Origin of the sequence: Nonomuraea basaltis, assembly GCF_005893125.1 — a bacterium.
GTDB lineage: Bacteria > Actinomycetota > Actinomycetes > Streptosporangiales > Streptosporangiaceae > Nonomuraea > Nonomuraea basaltis.
Genome location: NZ_VCJS01000004.1, coordinates 137,295 through 153,293, shown reverse-complemented (window position 1 = coordinate 153,293; position 15,999 = coordinate 137,295). Strand labels below are relative to the sequence as shown.

Here is a 15,999-nt window from a genome sequence, read left to right as displayed (position 1 = left end):
ACCCCCATCCCGCCCTGGATCAGCACAGGACGCGGCGACTCATACACGCGGGACCTCCACCGGGTCGAGCACCTCGAACACGGAACGGCGCGGCACGCGCGGGACAGGTGAGCCATACCCGAACCTGACCAGCATCTGCACATGACCCAACGGCCCGGCCTGGTCGCCGCGGTGCTGCGCCGGGCGCAGGTCGAGCGGCTGGCTGAACATCGACGCCGACACACCCTGCGCGGTCGCGGCGAGCAGCACCCGCTGCAGTGCCTGTCCGGCACGCAGCCAGTCGAGCGGCCCGTCACCCCTGGTGAACAGGGCCGCGAGCTGCGGATCGGCCTCGAAGTCGGCGCTCGACCGCACGCCGTCCAGGCCGAAGTCCCGCATGGGCAGCTCCCCGTTTCGCGGGCGGGGGCCGAAAGCGTGCTCGGGCACGCCGTCGAAGCGCCGGCTCGGATCCGTCCAGCAGGCCAGCTCGACGCGGTAGGACTCCTCGGCGGCCAGCGTGTTCTCGGCCGTGCCGATCATGTCGAGCACACGCCGCGCCGTCCGCCCCTTGACCAGGACCAGCGTGGCGCCCTCCGCGTGCGCGGCGTGCACCAGGTCGACGAAGACCTCCCTGGGCAGCTGGCGGCCGTCGAACGGGAAGCGGTTGGTACGCCGGTGCGGGATCATGTCATGCAGCAGCCGCTCGTCCTGGTCGGGCGGGTCGCCCGGGGCGGCGTGCACGGTGGCCAGCAGGTCGGGGCGGGCGGCCGGGTCGGGCAGCGCCGTGACGTGGGCGTCGTGCCCGGACATCCGGACCGCCAGCCGCAGGTTGAACAGCGCGGCCCCGCAGCTGATGCCGAGCCCGCGTCCCATCGGGTCGATGACGGTCAGCAGCCGGTCGAGGTCGGCATACAGCTCCATGGTCGCGTCGTCGACACGGCGGAAGCGCCACGGCTGGGTGTTGTGCACCGACGGTGCCGCGGCGGCGGCGTGCACCAGCCTGCTCACGCCGCCGGGCGTCGCGAACGGAAGCTCCCGGGCGGCGAGCGATCCTGCGTCAGAGGGCACCGGGATCGCGCCGATTTCGGTCACCGGGACATCCCCGGCACAGGGGTAACAGCGGACATGCAATGAAGATCCCGCGCCTCGCCGTGATCACGGCAGGGACCAAAGTCCCTTGAATCGCGTCCGATGGACCGTTTCCCGGCCTGAACCCCGCAGAGTCCCTTCGGGGCGCCTGGTGAGCCGTCGATTGAGGAGCGCCTGGTGCGGCCCGCATGGGTGTCTCTGCCGCTGTAGCGCTCCATTCTCCCCCAGGCCGGCGCCGCGTCCGTGACCGTGAGCACGACGCGCGTGCCGGCGTCGCGCTCGGGCATCGGTGTTGTCGCCGAACCCATGCGCCCCGCAGGAGACAGGTTCAGGTCGCAGGCAGGGTGGTGGCCAGCAGGACGACGCCGAGTGACCCCACCAGAGAGGCCACCGCCATGGCCCGAGCCAGCCTGGGACGGGCCGCGCCGGTGGCCCACCCATGCAGCCCGGCGGCGGCCATGACCGCGCAGAACAGCACCAGCTTCGCGGCCAGGATCCGGCCATAGCCGGGGTCGGCGAGCGAGGCCCAGGTGACGCCCTTGTGCCAGGCGATGGCCACGCCGGTGGCGAGCTGGACGGGCAGGAACACCGCTGCGGTGAAGATCCCGAAGCGGCGGCCGACCGCGGTCAGCACCTCGGCTCGCCGCCGCTCGTCCAGGAGGCGGCGGGCCAGGGGCAGGACCACCAGCGACACCGTGAGCTGCCCGCCGACCCACAATGCCGCGGACAGGACGTGCAGGAACCGGACCACCGACCACCACGTCATCACGCCGCTCCACCTCCACGGGTCGCCTCGTGTGAGGCCGTCAGGCGGACGATCGTCACGGCCGGGGCCGACGTCGCGGCCGGCAGGCCAAGGGCCACGCCGATGCGCAGAACGGGGACGATGGCGGCCGAGATCAGCGGGACCGTCACCCTGCCGCCGAAGCGGTCAGTGAGCGCGCCGCCCACGACGCGACGCAGCGAGCCGGCGACCACCGGCTCCGGCTCGCTGATCCGGGTGATCGTCATCGTCCCCCTTTCCTGCCCCGCTCGCGCGGGATGCCGGCAACGCTAGCCGAACAGCGTCCAGCCGTATTTGAGCACGACGGCCAGGATCAGGATCAGGATCCAGATCGTGACGGCCATGGCGTCCAGGTCGGCGTGGATGACCCTGGTCAGTGCGGTCTGCACGCGCCGGGGCAGGAACAGGTTGCCGTCGCGAACGTTCACGTGCGTCAGGGTCGACCACACCAGCGTCGTGGACACGGTCACCAGCAGACACCACGGGCACAGTGCGCCGATCACGTACATGGACTGGTAGAACAGCCAGTACGCGAAGATCAGGCCGAGCGTGTAGACCACCTGCGCGGCGAACATGAACCAGCGCGGGAACCGCACCCGGCCCAGGCTCGCCACCGCGATCGTGATCACGACCGGTTCGGCCACCAGTCCCAGGAAGGCGTTCGGGAAGCCGAACAGGTGCGCCTGCCAGGAGCTGCCGACCGTGCCGCAGCTGACGACGCTGTTGATGTTGCAGGACAGATCCGCGCCCGGGTCGGCCGCCAGGCGCACCGCGTCGATCGACAGCACGAAGGACGCGGTCAGGCTCAGGCACGCCGAGAACAGCATGGTTCCGAAGATCCAGGTGTTGGAGTGCCGGAGCGCATGCAGGCGAGGAAGGACCGTAGGCACGACCGGCACCACTACTGGCCCTTGGCCGCGGTCACGGCCGCCGTCAGCGGGCCCGCCGTGTAGAGATCCCCCTCGAACACCTTGCCGTTGATCTTCACGGTCGGCGTGCCCGAGATCCCCGTGTTGAACACGGCCTTGGTCGAGGTCGCGATCCACGGCTCGAAGCTGCGGCCGGTGAAGGCGTCCACCACGCCCGCCGGGACCCCGGCATTACGGGCCAGCGTGGCGATCTCGTCGTCGGACAGGCCGCGGCTGCCCTCCTCGGGCTGGTTGGCGAACAGCGCCGTGTTGAGCGCCAGAACTTTGTCGGGTGCCCGGTCTGCGACGGTGGCGACGGCGTTGGCCGCCCGCGTGGAGTACTTCGCGCCGCTGGACGCCTGGTCCAGGAAGGACAGCGGGTACAGCTCCAGCCGCACCGTTCCGTCCGCCACCATCTTGTCCAGCTCGCCGCTGTTGGCCTGCTCGAAGCGCCCGCAGTACGGGCACATGTAGTCGAGGTAGACCTCGAGCTTCACCGGCGCGGCCCCGTTGCCCAGGGCCAGCGCCCCGCCGGCCGTCGCGATCGCCGGGGCCTTGCCGCCCTGCGCCGCCGGGGAGCTGTCGTTACCCGCCGCGTTGATCAAGCTGATCACGATGGCGATCAGCAGTCCCACGATGATCAGCCCGCCGCCGGCGGCGATCAGGCGGGTGCGCTTCTGCCTGCGCCGCTCGGCGGCGGCCCGGGCGTTGCGTAGCTGGTGGGACTTGATGCGTGCCTCGGTGCTCATGGTCTCGTTTTCCTCGCTGGACGAAAGATCGAGCGCCACGCGCGACCAATGCGTCGTCACCATTCCTGAACGGCGCTCGGCCCTGGCCGGATGCCTCTCACCGACGCTCGGCGTCCAGCGTGGAGCACACCGCCGCACCCACACTCGGGCCGAAGGTCCCAACCCTGTGGACCTTGGTCCTGGATCGGACGTCACCGAGGCAATCGGGCGATCTGGTCCTGGCCGCCGCGCTGGAGTGGCTGCTGGATGTCGGCGTGCCGCTGGACCCCGGCCTCCCCCACGCGAAGTTTCAATCTGTTCATCGCGCCGAGCGCCGAGCGCGGCCCCGGAACCGCCATTCTCGCGTGCGGGCCCCTGGCCACAAACAGCTGCGTCGGGGAATCCGGAACCATGTGCCCTGCGGGGTCGGGACCAAGGTCCCTAGGCCCATCGCAGTAGGTCCGAGATATTCGGACCTATGACACCCATGCAAAGAATCGATGCGTACTGGCGTGCCGCGAACTACCTGTCCGTCGGACAGATCTACCTCCTCGACAATCCGTTGCTGACCGAGCCGCTGCGGCCCGAGCACGTCAAACCGCGCTTGCTCGGCCACTGGGGCACCACACCGGGCCTGAACTTCTGTTTCGCCCACCTCAATCGGATCATCGCCGAACGCCGGCAGGACATGATCTACATCGCGGGTCCCGGCCACGGCGGCCCGGCCGCGGTCGCCCATGCCTGGCTGGAGGGCTCCTACTCCGAGAAGTACCCCGAGGTGTCCCAGGACGCGGTGGGGATGCGGCGGCTGTTTCGCCAGTTCTCCTTCCCCGGCGGCATCCCGAGCCATGTCGCGCCGGAGACGCCCGGCTCCATCCACGAGGGCGGCGAACTCGGGTATTCGCTCGCGCACGCTTATGGGGCGGCCTTCGACAATCCCAAGCTGGTGGTGGCGTGCATCGTCGGTGACGGCGAGGCCGAGACCGGACCGCTGGCCGCCAGCTGGCACTCCAACAAGCTGCTCGACCCCTACCGCGACGGTGTGGTGCTGCCGATCCTGCACCTGAACGGGTACAAGATCGCCAACCCGACCGTGCTCGCTCGCATCCCCGAGGCGGAGTTGGTCAAGCTCATGGAGGGGTACGGCTACCGCCCGCACATCGTCGGCCCCGACCACGAGCAGATGGCGCGGACGCTGGATGAGGTGTTCGACCAGATCACCGCCTACAAGGACGGCCGCGCCACCAGACTCCCCGTGATCATCCTGCGCACGCCGAAGGGCTGGACCGGCCCACGCGAAGTGGACGGCCGGCCGGTGGAAGGCACGTGGCGGGCGCATCAGGTGCCGCTGTCCGGCGTCCGCGACAACCCCGAGCACCTGGCCATGCTGGAGGAGTGGATGCGCTCCTACCGTCCCGAGGAGCTGTTCGACGCCGACGGTCGCCCGGTCCCGCAGATCTTGCAGACGGTGCCGGAAGGGCCGCTGCGGATGAGCGCCAGCCCGCACGCCAACGGCGGCGAACTGCTGCGCCCGCTGGCGCTGCCGGACTTTCGCGACTACGCGATCGAGGTCAAAGCGCCCGCGAGCCAGGTCAGCGAGCCCACCCGGGCCCTGGGCGCGCTCCTGCGCGACGTGATCGCCGCCAACCCGCACAGCTTCCGGCTGATGGGCCCGGACGAAACCGCCTCCAACCGCCTGCAGGCCGTCTTCGAGACCACCACCCGAGCCTGGAACGCCGCCGTCGAGCCGACCGATGAGCACCTGGCCGCCGGCGGGCGGGTGATGGAGATCCTGTCGGAGCACCTGTGCCAGGGCTGGCTGGAGGGCTACCTGCTGACCGGCCGCCACGGGCTGTTCAACTGCTACGAAGCCTTCATCCACATCATCGACGCCATGTTCAACCAGCACGCCAAATGGCTGCAGGCATCGAAGAAGATTCCGTGGCGGCGGCCGGTCGCCTCACTCAACTACCTGCTGTCCTCCCACGTGTGGCGCCAGGACCACAACGGCTTCAGCCACCAGGACCCCGGCTTCCTCGACGTGGTGGTCAACAAGAAGGCCGAGGTCGTACGCGTCTACCTGCCGCCAGACGCCAACACCCTGCTCTCGGTCGGCGACCACTGCCTGCGCTCGCGCGACTACGTCAACGTGATCGTCGCGGGCAAGCAGCCGGTGCTCGACCTGTTCACCATGGACGAGGCCATCGCCCACTGCACCCGCGGGCTGGGCATCCTGCCCTGGGCCTCCACCGACTCCGGCGCCGAACCCGACGTGGTGCTGGCCTGCGCCGGCGACGTGCCCACCCTGGAGACCCTCGCCGCAGCCGCCATCCTGCGCGAGCATCTGCCGCACCTGAAGGTGCGGGTCATCAACGTGGTGGACCTGATGCGGCTGCAGCCACCGTCGGAGCACCCGCACGGCATGCCCGACGCCGAGTTCGACACCCTGTTCACCACCGACAAGCCGATCATCTTCAACTTCCACGGCTACCCGTGGCTGATCCACCGCCTCACCTACCGACGGCACGGCCACCACAACCTCCACGTCCGCGGCTACAAGGAGGAAGGCACCACCACCACGCCTTTCGACATGGCCATGCTCAACGACATCGACCGCTACCACCTGGTCATGGACGTCATCGACCGCGTCCCCGGCCTCGGCACCACCGCCGCCCACCTGCGCCAGCAGATGACCGACACCCGCCTCCAGGCCCGCGCCCACACCCGCGAGCACGGCGAAGACCCCGCGGAAATAAGCTCGTGGACATGGCCGGCCGCATTCTCGTCCTGAACACGGGATCCTCGTCGATCAAGTACGAGCTCATCGACGTCGAGACCCGCGAACGCCCGGCCCGCGGCCTGATCGAACGCATCGGCGAGGCGACCGGACGGCTCACACACCGGACCCGCGACCAGCCGCCATACGTGAGGGACCAGCCCTTCCCCGGACACGGCGAAGGGCTCGACGCGATGATGGAGGCATTCGCCGCGGCGGGACCCGACCTGGACCCCGTCGCGGTCGGGCACCGCGTTGTACACGGCGGCACTCGTTTCACCGAAGCTGTGCTCATCGACGACGAGGTCATCACCGCCATCGACGAACTGGCGCCGCTCGCTCCCCTGCACAACCCGGTCAACCTGACCGGGATCAAGGTCGCGCGCAAAACATTCCCCAATGTGCCGCAGGTGGCCGTGTTCGACACCGCCTTCCACCGCACGCTGCCGCCCGAGGCCTACACCTACGCCGTGCCGCGCGACTGGCGCGAGCGGCTCGGCGTGCGGCGTTTTGGCTTCCACGGCACCTCCTGCGCCTACGTCTCCCGCCGCGCCGCCGCCTTCCTGGGCCGCGACCTCGCCGGGCTCAACCTGATCGTGCTGCACCTGGGCAACGGCGCCAGCGCCAGCGCGATCTCCGGCGGCCGCAGCGTCGACACCTCCATGGGTATGACCCCCTTGGAAGGGCTGGTCATGGGCACCCGCTCCGGCGACGTCGACCCTGCCCTCGCCGGCTACCTCGCCCGGATGGACGGCATCGACGCCCAGCAGGTCGAGCACGCGCTCACCCACCAGAGCGGGCTGCTCGCCCTGACCGGCAGTCGCGACATGCGCGAAGCACGCGGACGCGACGACGACGTGGCCCGGCTGGCCCTGGAGATCTACACCCGGCGTATCCGTAAGTACGTCGGCGCCTACTACGCGCTGCTCGGCCAGGTGGACGCGATCGTGTTCACCGGCGGCGTGGGCGAGCACGACACCGCCACCCGCGCCGCCGCCCTGGCCGGCCTCGACCGGCTCGGCATCACCGTGGACCCGGCGCTCAACGAGGCGGGCCCAGCCGGCGAACGGGCCGTCTCCCCACCCGGCGCCGAGGTGTCGGTGCTGGTCATCCCGACGAACGAGGAGTGGGAGATCGCCCGTCAGGCCCTCTCGATCATCTCATGACAGGCGGCGCGGCACGGCGGGCATCCAGAACTCCACGGTCGTCCGTGTCGACCCTGCGGATACGCCGCCAACCTCAACCCGTCCGCTCCTTGGTGCAGGGATGGGTCGGAGTTCCCGGCCTTCAGGCGGAGGAGGATGTCAAAAGGGGACGTGCCAGCGCAACCGGGTCCCGCCCTCCTCCGCGGCCTCTACTTGCGCGGTGCCGCCCAGGCGGCCGGCCCGTTCTTCGATGTTGCGCAGGCCGCTGCGGCGACCCTTCTCTCCCACGCCGAGGCCGTTGTCGGTGACCACGAGGGTGAGGTGCTGGTTCGCGACCTCGACCGAGACCCCTGCGCGGGTGGCGCGGGAGTGCCGTACCACGTTGGACAGGGCTTCGCGCAGGACGGCCAGCAGGTGCTCGGCCACAGGGTCGGGCACCAGGGTGTCGATCTGGCCCTCCATGCGCAGGCCCGGCATGAAGCCCAGGTGCGCGCCCGCGCCCTCCACCAGGTCGACGATCTGCGTACGCAGGCTCGGCGCAGCGTCCTCCCGCGGAGTCTGCAAGGCGAAGATAGAGGAGCGGATCTGCCGGATCGTCTCGTCCAACTCGTCGATCGCGTGCTGCACCCGCTTGGCCGCCTCCGGCCGCTCCACCAGCCGTACCGTGCTCATCAGCGTCATCGCGGTCGCGAACAACCGCTGGATGACGACATCGTGCAGGTCCTTGGCGATCCGATCGCGGTCCTCCAGCAGGCCGAGCCGCTCGGCGTCGCGGCGGGCCTCGGCCAGCTCCAGCGCAACCGCGGCCTGGCCCGCGAACGACTCGAGCATCTGCTGGTCCGCCCTGCTGAACGGCAGCCGCCCGCTCCTCTTGGCCAGCGTGAGCACTCCGCGCACCGTCGGCGTCGTACCCAGCGGCACTATGAGCCCGGGCCCGTAGCCCAGCCGCCGCAGCGGCGAGTCAAGGTTGGGGAGGTTCTGCAGATCCCTCTCCGACCTTGGCTCGCCTCGGGTGAACACCTCGCCGGCCAGCGTGGCCGAGATTTCGACCGTCGTCCCCAACAGCTCGGCCACCCCTTCACCCTCTGCCACGTCGACGGTCAGCGACTGTCCCGACGGCTCCGGCAGCAGCACCTGGACCGCATCAGCGTCGCACATCTGGCGTGCGTGGGCCGCCATCGTGGTGAGCACCTGGCGAGGGTCGGCACCGGACAGCAGACGCGTGGTGATCTCCGAGGATGCCTGCAGCCAGGTCTCGCGCCGCCGGGACTCCTCGAACAGGCGCGCGTTCTCCACCGCGACGCCGGCCGCGCTCGCCAGCGCGATGACGACGGCTTCGTCTTCCTCGTCGAACTCTCCACCGCCGCGCTTCTCGGTCAGGTACAGGTTGCCGAACACCTCGTCGCGCACCCGTACCGGGACGCCGAGGAAGGTGCCCATCGGCGGATGGCCGGGGGGGAAGCCGTACGACTCCGGATGATCGGAGATCCTGCCGAGCCTCAGCGGCCTGGCATCCTTGATCAGCAGGCCGAGCAGGCCGAGCCCGTGCGGCCAGTGCTCGATTCTGGCGATCTCCTCTTCGCTCAGCCCGACCGGGATGAACTGGATGAGCGTCTGGTCCTCTCCCACCACGCCCAGCGCCCCGTATCCGGCGTCCACGAGCTTGGTGGCGGTCTCCACGATGCGCCGCAGCACCGTCTCCAGGTCCAGGTCGCTGCCGACGGACACGACGGCCTCGAGCAGGGCGTGCACTCGATCGCGCGTGGCCATCACGGCGTTCAGCCTGGTCTGCAGCTCGGCCAGCAGCTCATCGAGCCGCATCTGGGGCATCAGGGCACGGCGCTCGCTCTCGGACATACCGATCAGTTTGGCACCCGGACGGCGCGACGCCCGCCCCGGGGCGTCCGGGGTGGGCGCGCGATCGTCGGCACTACTTCAGCCAGGCGTTGCGCTGCACGATCGGCAGCTTGCCCAGCCCGAGCGTGGTGCCGGCGTTGGCGAGGGCGAGGCCGACGAGGACGATCGAGTAGATGATGTGGTCGTCCATGAACGGGTTGTTTGCCAGGGGCAGCTCGGCCGCCCACATCAGGACCAGCATCAGGGTGCCGGTGACGGCGGCGATCCGGGTGCCGACGCCCAGGACCAGCGCCAGGCCGATGCCGAGCAGGCCGGCCATGAACAGCCAGTCCACCCATGCCTGCCCGGCCAGCGCGCTGAAGAACCCGCCGAGCGCGTTCTCGCCGGTGCCCTTGAGGAAGCCGGTCGTGGGGCTTCCGCCTTCGATCCAGGCGCGGTTGGCCGGGGTGGCGAAGCCCCAGCCGAAGGTCTTGTCCAGGAATGCCCACAGGAAGACCCAGCCGATCGAGATCCGGGCGATCGCCCAGACATAGTCGACGGGACGGCGCGCGGCGGTCGTGGTGTCGTTGTGCATGACAGGCTTGGCGTATGCGGTGGCCATGACGGTCCTCCGTGGGGAGCGGGTTGCTGTTCCCTTGCTGATTCCAGAACACCCGATTTGCGGCTTCGCCTGCAGAGCCGTATGTCCTGCGGCGCCGGGACCTTCGGCACATCTTGGCGCGGACGCGCGCCCTAGACCGAAGGCCGGGCATCCGATGGACTTCCGTTCCTGCGAACTTTCCCTGGCAGCGATGCCGTAGGCAGGGGATCGGCATCACGGCCTGAAGCCCGGGCTCCGCGTCCCTTGCTCGATCAGACGGGCGGCGCGGGCCCCGGCCTAGATGCACTTGGCGAGCTCCACGTCCTGGCCGGCGGTCACCTCGGGGTACCGCTCGCCCAGCGTGGCGAGCGTGTCCTTGAGCACGCGCACCCCGTCGACCTCCGTGGGGTCGAACCTGACCGGCCGGGGATAGGTTCTCGCGTGCACGGCACGCAGCCGCGCTCCCCGAAGCCGAGCCTCCGCGAAGGCGAACTCCAGCAACTCGGCGTTCTCCGCAGCGCTGATGAGGGCGGAGCGAGGGTCATCGGGCAGGAACGTGGTCTCCACGCGCTACTGACCGCAGGAGTCGTAGCGCCGAAAGACCCTGCGGGTAGGGACCTTCGGCCACAGCCGAGCTCGCTGCCGTCGTGCCGCAAGGCGCGGCCGCGAACCGACTGGCGCGAATCATGAACCCCCGCATCCCGGGGCGCTCAGGTGTTCACCACGGCGACCCGGCATGAAGCGTGCGTGACCGCGCTGGGCAGGGGCTTTCGGCAGCGAGGCGGGGCCATCCGGCACTGTCGGCGTCGCGGATCGGTGCGGAAACGTGGGTGGCAGGAGGTGCATCATGTCCACTCAACTCGCCACCGGGCTCGGCGTCCGGCGGCTGCTGGCGGCGGCCGGTCAGGCGCCTTCGGTGCTCAACACCCAGCCGTGGCGCTTCCACGTGGCCCGCGAAGATTGCGTCGAGCTGCACGCCGACCGTGACCGGCGGCTGCGGGTGAGCGACCCGCGCGGGCGCAGCCAGCACGTCAGCTGTGGTGCGGCCCTGTTCAACCTGCGGCTGGCGGTCCGGACCTCTGGGCGGCGGCCGATGGTGTTCCTCCTGCCCGATCCTGGACAAGAACCTGATCTCCTGGCCGCCGTACGCGTAGGCGCGACGCTGCCCGTCTCTGCCGGCCAGCGGGAGCTGTACGACCTCATCCCGGTGCGACGCACCAGCCGCCTGCCCTTCTTCGACCGGCGGATCCCGCACGAGGTCATGGCCGAACTGCGGCTCGCCGCCGCCCGCGAGGGCGCGGGCCTGGCCTGGCTCGACCGCCACGGCACGCTGGACACCCTCGGCTACGCCGCCCTCGCCGAGGACGAGCTCGCCCGTGACCACGACTACCGGGCCGAGCTGGCCGCCTGGACGATGCCGGGAGCGCGTTACGACGGCGTGCCGGGCTACGTGCACGGGCCCCATGCCCTGCGGGATCCGTCACCGGTCAGGGACTTCGGGCGCCAGGACGGCGAATCCCGCTTCGAGGCGCGGCCGCAGCTCGCGGTGCTGACCACGATGGGCGACGGACCCGTCGACTGGCTGCGTGCAGGACAGGCGCTGCAGCGGGTGCTGCTGGTCGCCACCAAGTACGGACTGTCGGCGTCGTTCCTGAACCAGCCGCTCGACCTTCGCGACATGCGCCACCGCAGGGACCCGCACCACCGGCGCGGCCACCCGCAGATGATCATCAGGCTGGGGTACGGGCCGTATGTGGCGCGTAGCCCGCGCCGGCCAGTCATGGAGCTCGCTCAGGCCTGACCGCCACGACACTGCCGGCGACCGCCCGCTCTAGGACTCGTGGCCCCTCCATCACGAGCAGGTCAGGGGCTGAGGCGGAGGTTTCTCGCGGCGGTGGCGTTCACCCGCGAGCGAGCCCCGCGGCCACGTCAGGCACGTGCGTTTCCAGGCGAGGCGGGCGGCGATAGCCGGTAGACGGTGGTCGCTTCGGGATCTCCAGCGGAGTGCGCTGCACCTCCCGGTACGGGATCGTGGACAGCAAGTGGGAGATCATGTTGATCCTGGCACGCCGCTTGTCCTGGCTCTCCACGTCGTACCAGGGTGCTTCCGGAATGTGGGTGTGGATCAGCATCTCGTCCTTGGCCCGCGAGTACTCCTCCCACCGCGTGATCGACTCCAGGTCCATCTCCGACAGTTTCCACTGCCGCATGGGATCCTCCAGCCGAGCGCGAAAACGCCGCTCCTGCTCGGCGTCATCGACGGAGAACCAGTACTTGCGCAGCAGGATCCCGTCCTCCACCAGCAACCGCTCGAAGATCGGGCACTGGTGCAGGAAGCGCGCGTACTCCTCCTGCGTGCAGAACCCCATCACCCGCTCCACCCCGGCCCGGTTGTACCAGCTGCGGTCGAACAGCACGATCTCCCCGGCAGCGGGCAGGCGCTCTACATACCGCTGGAAGTACCATTGCGTGCGCTCCCGCTCGGTGGGCGCGGGCAGCGCGACGATCCTGGCCACCCGGGGGTTGAGGTATTCGGTGACCCGCTTGATGGTGCTTCCCTTGCCGGCGGCGTCACGCCCCTCGAAAATCACCACCACTCGCTGTTTCTCGACCTTCACCCACTCCTGTAGCTTCACCAATTCGGCCTGCAGGCGAAAGAGCTCCTTGTCGTACGGCTTGCGCCGCAACCTCTGGTCGGCCATACAGGCACCTTTCCCATGGGCGGGCGCGGCCGGCTCGCGCTCAGCAGATGCGCGGCAGTTGCTCGCCCACGAGCATATCGACCATCCTGCTGGAGCCGACCAAGTGCGCACGGTGATCCGACCCGGACGATGCGGCCCGACAGGCAGACCTGGGTGACATCGTGTTCAGCGGCGGCGCGCTCACACAGCAACACGGTGACCGCCGCGATGGTGGCATGGAAGGCGGCGGCGATCCGGCCGACGTGCTCGCCGTCCGCCTTGGCCTCCAGCAGATGCCGCAGCGTGGCCACGCCGTCGTACACCCACAACGCGTCCCGCCGCTCCAGCCGCCAGGCCAGCGGCTCGGACCCGGGAAACGCTACAGCGGCCTGCTCCAGGCGCATCGCGGCCTCTCCCTCGAAGCCGTTCACGTCGCACAGGCCCAGCAGCGCGGCGGCCGCATCGAACAGGCGGCCCGCGCTAGGCATCCCATGGCACACGCCGGGCGACAGCACGCCGTGCCGCCGTGGGCCCAGCACGATGGGCGCGGACGGGGGCGAGAAGACGATCGGTCTCGGCGAGGTCGGCCAGCGCGCCGGCAGTGACCGTGTCCCGCACCATGACCGCCAGCGGCTTGGCGTCGCGTGCCTTGATCTCCCGCACCCGGGAGATGGGTTCGTCGTTGATGGCATCGCATACGAGCTGGAAGCCACCGAGCCCTTTGATCGCGATCACCCCGCCGCCCGCGACGACGTCCACCGCCGCTTCCCCCGTCATGGACGGGAAACGCAGCCGGGGGCCGCAGGACGCGCAGGCGATCGGTTCGGCGTGGAAGCGCCGGTCCGTCGGGTCGTGGTATTCGGCGGCGCAAGCCGCGCACATCTGAAAGCCGCGCATCGACGTGCGTACCCGATCGTACGGCAGGCTCTCGATAATGGTCGCTCTGGGGCCGCAGGCCGTACAGTTGATGAACGGATAGCGGTAGCGTCGGTTGGCAGGATCGAACAGTTCGCGCAGGCATTCGCCACAGGTGGCCAGGTCCGGCGGGATCTCGCGCGAGACGCCGGACGCGGTCTCGCTCTCCACGATCTCGAACCCGGTCACATCCCCGCCAGGCGCACCTGGAGTGACGAGCACGTCCCGGATGCGCGCCGCCTCGGGCCTGTCGGTCTTGAGACCGGCGATGAACGCCTCCAAACGGGCTGGAGGGCCCGTCGCGGAGATGACCACGTGCCCGCCGGCGTTCCGGACATGCCCACGGATTCCGATCCCGGTCGCCAGTCGGTGGACGAACGGTCGGAAACCGACGCCCTGTACGGTTCCGTGCACCTCGATCCGCCATGCCGCGTCCATGACCATCCCTTACATCAGCGGAGGGACGATGATGATGTCATCCCTGTCGCAGGCGACCTCGCCCTCCACGTCGACGACGCCCTCAACGGCACGGACCGCCTCCATGAGCGCGATGGCCTGAGATCGCCGCTGCACGCGGCCGCTGATCTTCACGATGCCCCGGTCGATCTCGACCGTGAATGCCTCGGGATCCGGGAGCAGGGCTCTGACCTCCGCTTCCAGCTCGGCGGCCGGCCGGGCGAAGACCCGCAGCACGTCGCGCTGGTGCAAGGTGCCGGTGACCCGCCCGGTCACCGGGTCGATCACGGGCAGCTGCTTGATGCGCTTGCCGTGCATCAGCCGGGCCGCGTCGCGTACCGGAGTGCCCGGCGTGACGGTGATCGCCGGAGAGGTCATGAGCTGTGCCGCCGTAACCCCCGCCGCCTTCTGGTGCTCGCGCCGCCGCCTGGCGGACTCGAACATCGACACGCTGTGCCGTACCGGGTTGCTCTCCTTGAGCAGCAGGTCGTCCTCCGACACCACGCCCACCGGACGGCGGTCGACGTCGATCACGGTGACCGCACCCACCGCGTATCGCTTCATGGCGGCCACGATGTCGGCGAACGACGCATTCTCCAGCACCGCGATGGCCACACGGCCCATGACGTCCTTGACTTCGATCGACATGATGTCCCACCTCACTTTCACTCGCACTTTCACGCTCCTCCTCGGCGGCCTCGCCCGGCAGCGGCGAACGTCCCCGATGCCGAGGTCTTAGGTCCTTGCCGGCCGGACTCCGGCCGGCAAGGACCTAAGGGCGCACCACCGCCACCGGGCAGTCCGAGTGATGCAGGACGCCTCGGCTGACCGAATCGATCAGCATCGAGCCCATGGCGCCGCGCCCGTGCGAGCCCACCACCAGCAGGTCCGCCCGCCCGGACGCCTCGGTGAGCGCGTCCACAGGGTGCGCTGAGGGGACGTCCTCGACGATCGTCACCTGCGGATAGTTCTTGCTGAGGGCTTCCAGCCGGTCGCGGATGACCTGGTGCTGCGCCGTGCGGACCTCGTCCATGTCGTAGGCGGTCTCTGGAGCGAAGGCGTGCACCGGCAGTTGCCAGGCGTGCAGCACCCGCAGCGTGGCTCCTCGCAGCTTCGCCTGCTGGAAGGCGTAGGCGAGCGCGGGCTCGCATTCTGGTGAGTCGTCCACGCCGACGACGACCTCCCCCTCCACCGGCCGGTGCTCGCCGCGCACCACCACGACGGGGCAGTGGGCGTGCCCGGCCACATGGGTGCTGACCGAGCCCAGCAGCGCGCCGGCGAACCCGCCGAGCCCGCGGCTGCCCACCACGATCTCGGTGGCGTCCTTGGACTGCTCGCGCAGGACCGCTGTGGGCGTGCCCTCGACTTCCTGCGTCGTGACCTCCACAGCGGGCTGACGCTCGTGGACGAGAGCCGCCGCCTCGCGCAAAATGCGCTGCCCCTCGCGAATCAGCACGTCCGGTATACCGACGATGGGATATCGGCCGACCTGGTACCACGAGGCGTCCATTGCGTACACGATCCGCAGCGGCACACACATCCGAAAGGCGTCGCCGGCCGCCCACTCCACGGCGGCTCGCGAGGCCACGGAGCCGTCCACTCCTACGATGATCATGATGTCCTCCTTCGTCACACTCATCCCACCCGTTGGCGCCCATCGGGTGCAGGGCCGGAGGTCGGTCGCGCCAGGGCCAAAGGGCCCTGTCTGCCGTTAGATGCAGAGCGCGTGGGTAGCGTCATCGTCTCTTCCGCACCGCCTAGGGCGGCCCCATGGACCAGGATCTGCGTACCGGACGGGAAGGAGTGGAAATCAAGATCGGTTTCGAGGTGGACCGGATCGACGAGGCCCAGCGAGAGGGCTGGAGCGTCCTGATCCAGGGCCCCGCCCACCACGTGCCACCGGACGAGGTCGCCAAGGTGATCGACGCCGACGTCACCCCGTGGGCGGGAGGCGACCGCCAGCTCTACATCCGCGCAATCCCGCATCAGATCACCGGCCGCCGTATCCACGGCCTCTGAGGAATCGAAATACGGGACGCCCGCCGGGGGACGATGACCGAGGCGTACTCGAAGGTCGGTGCGCGGGTAACGATTGTGCAGG

At 69.7% G+C, this 15,999-nt stretch carries 17 protein-coding genes; 4 read left to right on the top strand and 13 right to left on the bottom strand.

Translation table 11 applies throughout. The features are described 5' to 3' along the window. Positions 1-39 precede the first annotated feature (39 nt). From EJK15_RS03090 to EJK15_RS03070, 5 genes are all read right to left on the bottom strand, one after another. Positions 40-1,071, bottom strand: coding sequence for an Acg family FMN-binding oxidoreductase (locus tag EJK15_RS03090; protein WP_240776737.1), 1,032 nt, complete (start codon positions 1,069-1,071; stop codon positions 40-42). Positions 1,072-1,396: 325 nt separating this feature from the next. Beyond that, positions 1,397-1,834 carry a hypothetical protein gene (locus tag EJK15_RS03085; protein ID WP_171074076.1) on the bottom strand — a complete coding sequence of 146 codons (438 nt, stop codon included), beginning with the start codon at positions 1,832-1,834 and terminating at the stop codon, positions 1,397-1,399. Further along, positions 1,834-2,079: a hypothetical protein gene (locus EJK15_RS72585; protein WP_206060627.1), complete on the bottom strand. Its 246-nt coding sequence runs from the start codon at positions 2,077-2,079 to the stop codon at positions 1,834-1,836. Before EJK15_RS72585 ends, EJK15_RS03085 begins: the two co-directional genes overlap by 1 nt. Positions 2,080-2,121: 42 nt before the next feature. Further along, a complete protein-coding gene (locus tag EJK15_RS03075) occupies positions 2,122-2,742 on the bottom strand; it encodes a vitamin K epoxide reductase family protein (protein ID WP_240776736.1) in 621 nt (206 codons plus the stop codon). An 11-nt stretch (positions 2,743-2,753) separates the two neighbouring features. Beyond that, complete coding sequence (locus EJK15_RS03070; RefSeq protein ID WP_138708794.1) at positions 2,754-3,509, bottom strand: DsbA family protein; 756 nt, start codon at positions 3,507-3,509, stop codon at positions 2,754-2,756. Between the two features lie 466 nt (positions 3,510-3,975). On the opposite strand from EJK15_RS03070, the gene EJK15_RS03065 reads away from it, so the two are divergent. Continuing rightward, on the top strand, positions 3,976-6,279 hold the full coding sequence (locus tag EJK15_RS03065) for a phosphoketolase family protein (RefSeq protein WP_240776735.1): 2,304 nt from the start codon (positions 3,976-3,978) through the stop codon (positions 6,277-6,279). Further along, positions 6,255-7,430 carry an acetate/propionate family kinase gene (locus EJK15_RS03060; RefSeq protein ID WP_138708792.1) on the top strand — a complete coding sequence of 392 codons (1,176 nt, stop codon included), beginning with the start codon at positions 6,255-6,257 and terminating at the stop codon, positions 7,428-7,430. The genes EJK15_RS03065 and EJK15_RS03060 overlap by 25 nt, the downstream gene beginning before the upstream one ends. Positions 7,431-7,568: 138 nt before the next feature. Here EJK15_RS03060 and EJK15_RS03055 read toward each other — a convergent pair whose 3' ends face one another. The 3 genes from EJK15_RS03055 to EJK15_RS03045 form a co-directional block, all read right to left on the bottom strand. Further along, positions 7,569-9,266: a sensor histidine kinase gene (locus EJK15_RS03055; RefSeq protein ID WP_138708791.1), complete on the bottom strand. Its 1,698-nt coding sequence runs from the start codon at positions 9,264-9,266 to the stop codon at positions 7,569-7,571. A gap of 73 nt (positions 9,267-9,339) precedes the next feature. Continuing rightward, a complete protein-coding gene (locus tag EJK15_RS03050; RefSeq protein WP_138708790.1) occupies positions 9,340-9,867 on the bottom strand; it encodes a DoxX family membrane protein in 528 nt (175 codons plus the stop codon). 276 nt (positions 9,868-10,143) lie between these two features. After that, on the bottom strand, positions 10,144-10,413 hold the full coding sequence (locus tag EJK15_RS03045) for an adenine nucleotide alpha hydrolase family protein (RefSeq protein WP_138708789.1): 270 nt from the start codon (positions 10,411-10,413) through the stop codon (positions 10,144-10,146). A 280-nt stretch (positions 10,414-10,693) separates the two neighbouring features. On the opposite strand from EJK15_RS03045, the gene EJK15_RS03040 reads away from it, so the two are divergent. After that, positions 10,694-11,647: an Acg family FMN-binding oxidoreductase gene (locus tag EJK15_RS03040; RefSeq protein WP_138708788.1), complete on the top strand. Its 954-nt coding sequence runs from the start codon at positions 10,694-10,696 to the stop codon at positions 11,645-11,647. 100 nt (positions 11,648-11,747) lie between these two features. On the opposite strand, the gene ppk2 is transcribed toward EJK15_RS03040, so the two are convergent. The 5 genes from ppk2 to EJK15_RS03020 all read right to left on the bottom strand — a co-directional run bounded on the left by ppk2 (position 11,748) and on the right by EJK15_RS03020 (position 15,513). Next, entirely contained in the window at positions 11,748-12,548 is an 801-nt protein-coding gene (gene ppk2 / locus EJK15_RS03035) for a polyphosphate kinase 2 (RefSeq protein ID WP_138708787.1), read from the bottom strand. Beyond that, on the bottom strand, positions 12,479-13,015 hold the full coding sequence (locus tag EJK15_RS70070) for a Kae1-like domain-containing protein (protein WP_171074061.1): 537 nt from the start codon (positions 13,013-13,015) through the stop codon (positions 12,479-12,481). Before EJK15_RS70070 ends, ppk2 begins: the two co-directional genes overlap by 70 nt. Next, the gene (locus EJK15_RS70065; protein WP_171074075.1) at positions 13,008-13,880 is read right to left on the bottom strand and encodes an acylphosphatase; all 873 of its coding nucleotides are present in this window, start codon (positions 13,878-13,880) and stop codon (positions 13,008-13,010) included. The genes EJK15_RS70070 and EJK15_RS70065 overlap by 8 nt, the downstream gene beginning before the upstream one ends. A 9-nt stretch (positions 13,881-13,889) precedes the next feature. Next, positions 13,890-14,546, bottom strand: coding sequence for a CBS domain-containing protein (locus EJK15_RS03025; RefSeq protein ID WP_138708786.1), 657 nt, complete (start codon positions 14,544-14,546; stop codon positions 13,890-13,892). A 124-nt stretch (positions 14,547-14,670) separates the two neighbouring features. Then, on the bottom strand, positions 14,671-15,513 hold the full coding sequence (locus tag EJK15_RS03020; RefSeq protein ID WP_138708785.1) for a universal stress protein: 843 nt from the start codon (positions 15,511-15,513) through the stop codon (positions 14,671-14,673). Between the two features lie 155 nt (positions 15,514-15,668). Here EJK15_RS03020 and EJK15_RS03015 point away from each other — a divergent pair, with 155 nt between their 5' ends. Beyond that, on the top strand, positions 15,669-15,917 hold the full coding sequence (locus tag EJK15_RS03015) for a pyridoxamine 5'-phosphate oxidase family protein (RefSeq protein WP_138708784.1): 249 nt from the start codon (positions 15,669-15,671) through the stop codon (positions 15,915-15,917). Positions 15,918-15,999: the final 82 nt, after the last annotated feature.